Consider the following 2,089-nt stretch of genomic DNA (forward strand, 5'->3'; position numbering starts at 1 on the left):
TTTCTTGATTGAAATAATTACAAATTAATTATATGTTGTATGTCTAGGTCTTGTTTTTCAATCGTATATGACTCCGTCAGGCATTGTGACCCATCTCAAATCCACTCCCAACAAGCTAGCCTCAGACAAGTTCGCCCCTTCCAGAGTTGCCCCTTTCAGTTTCGCCTTCCACAATTTCGCCCGTTGTAAATCCACCTTATACAATTTCGCCTCTTGTAAATTGGCTTTAGACAAATCCACCTCTTTCAAATTCGCCCCTGACAAATCCGCCTTTGACAAATTCGCCCTTAACAAATTTGCCCCTTCCAGGTTTGCCCCTTGCAAATTCGCCCCTTGCAAATTCGCATCAAACAAAATCGCCCATCTTAAATTCGCTCCTTGCAAATTGCCCCCTGACAAATCCACATCTCTCAAATTCGCCCCTTGCAAATACGCATCTCTCAAATCCACTTTTTGTTTTTCCACGTCTGTTTTACCGTTAGGAAAACGCTTCATGTCCATATTCTAATCTGAGAATCATTGGATTGTCATGATAAAAACATGATCAGTATTGTTTCAGATTTATGTCTAGGTGTGTGTCTAGATTCTAGTTAGTACCTCTAATTCTTTTGCTTTATCAATACATTTCATTTCGTTCACTGCGTCGCCTTGCTTACGATACAGAAGGCCTTTGTTGTACCAAGCATCAGCGTCATCAGGATTAATCGCTAATACACGGTCATAACACTTCATTTCGTTTTCTAGATCGCCTTTTTTATCTAACAGAATGGCCTTGTTGTACCAAGCTTGAGCCTGATTAGGATCAATTCTCAGAGTACGATCAAAACATTCCATTGCGTTTTCTGTGTCTTCTTTATCATGATACAGAATACCCTTGTTGTACCAAGCATCAGCATCATCAGGATTAATCGCTAATACACGGTCATAACACTTCATTTCGTTCACTGCATCACCTTGATCATGATACAGAATACCCTTGTTGTACCAAGCTTCGGCATCATCAGGATTAATCTCTAGTGCGCGGTCAAAACATTCCATTGCGTTTTGTGCGTCGCCTTGTTCACCTAACAGAATGCCCTTTTTGAACCAAGAAAAAGCATCGTCAGCATCATTTGGTTTTCTTGAAGATGATCCCATTGTAATATGAGAGTCACAATTTTGTCATGATAAAAACATAATCAGTCGTATGTCTTGAATTTTACAATTAATTTACGCACAAAAATTAGTAAAATACAATATTTTGGCATATTTTGAAAAACGTAGATTTAGAATCCGTATCGAATCTCAGGGTGGAAAAGTAATAGAAATTCTCGAGTTGAATTAAAGTTAAAACAAAAATTAGCAGCCTCGCTTTAACGCCCAAGATTCTGACGCAAACTCACTAGTTTTGCAGTATTTTTTCATGATTGTGGCATGATTGTTTTCCAAAAGTTCCGCATTTACATTTTTATCAGAACAATACACCTTGCCTACCACTCGATTGAATCGATCAAATGGTTGCTTGTCATCCTGGTCCACTATGGCAGTCGTTCCATTGATACATAATTTCTTTGTAAATGCAGTTGCCTCTGAATACCCAGCTTTGCCTCTTTCTGGAGTATTTACCAGTGATAATCTAACCTTGTAGGTGTCAATGTATATGGTGTCGCCATCAATTATTCTCTTTACAGTTCCAGTAATGCACAATGTGTTGCCCTTGCACAAACTAGAATTGGTTTTTGATTTATCGTTGCTTGGTTTTTCTTTAGTGTTGGATTTCTCATAGAATGTCTTTTTTAATTCGTCAATTTGCTCCTGTAAGTCCTTGATTTTCTGCTTTAGTTTGGCATTTTCGTCCTTTAGTTTTTGTTCCTCTGGGCTTTGGGCTGAAACTAAAGTAAACGAGAAAGTAAGAAGAATCGCAGATAACGTCAAGGCTAGAATTAGTTTGTTCATAATTCCTAACTTGTATGGGTTTGGAATGATAAAAGCATGGTCAATTGTATGAATTTATGGTACGCCTAGGTGTGATAGAATTAGGTCTCATTTTTCAATCATGTATGCTTCCATCCGGCATTGTAGCTCGTTTCAAATTCGCCCCTGACAAATT

The 2,089-nt window shown here is 38.2% G+C and carries 3 protein-coding genes; all 3 read right to left on the minus strand.

Going from position 1 to position 2,089, the window contains the following annotated elements:
* Positions 1–57 precede the first annotated feature (57 nt).
* Positions 58–501, minus strand: coding sequence for a pentapeptide repeat-containing protein (locus FJ354_07155; GenBank protein ID MBM3906428.1), 444 nt, complete (start codon positions 499–501; stop codon positions 58–60).
* A gap of 78 nt (positions 502–579) precedes the next feature.
* Positions 580–1,137 (minus strand): tetratricopeptide repeat protein, encoded by a 558-nt coding sequence (locus FJ354_07160; GenBank protein ID MBM3906429.1) that lies wholly within the window; start codon positions 1,135–1,137, stop codon positions 580–582.
* A 201-nt stretch (positions 1,138–1,338) separates the two neighbouring features.
* The gene (locus FJ354_07165) at positions 1,339–1,935 is read right to left on the minus strand and encodes a hypothetical protein (protein ID MBM3906430.1); all 597 of its coding nucleotides are present in this window, start codon (positions 1,933–1,935) and stop codon (positions 1,339–1,341) included.
* Positions 1,936–2,089: the final 154 nt, after the last annotated feature.

The organism is Nitrososphaerota archaeon (assembly GCA_016872055.1).
Taxonomy (GTDB): domain Archaea; phylum Thermoproteota; class Nitrososphaeria; order Nitrososphaerales; family Nitrosopumilaceae; genus Nitrosotenuis.

What these genes read in the sequence shown, in the direction of transcription:
- FJ354_07155 (MBM3906428.1), bottom strand. Translation starts at nt 501, where the DNA reads ATGGACATGAAGCGTTTTCCTAACGGTAAAACAGACGTGGAAAAACAA.
- FJ354_07160 (MBM3906429.1), bottom strand. Translation starts at nt 1,137, where the DNA reads ATGGGATCATCTTCAAGAAAACCAAATGATGCTGACGATGCTTTTTCT.
- FJ354_07165 (MBM3906430.1), bottom strand. Translation starts at nt 1,935, where the DNA reads ATGAACAAACTAATTCTAGCCTTGACGTTATCTGCGATTCTTCTTACT.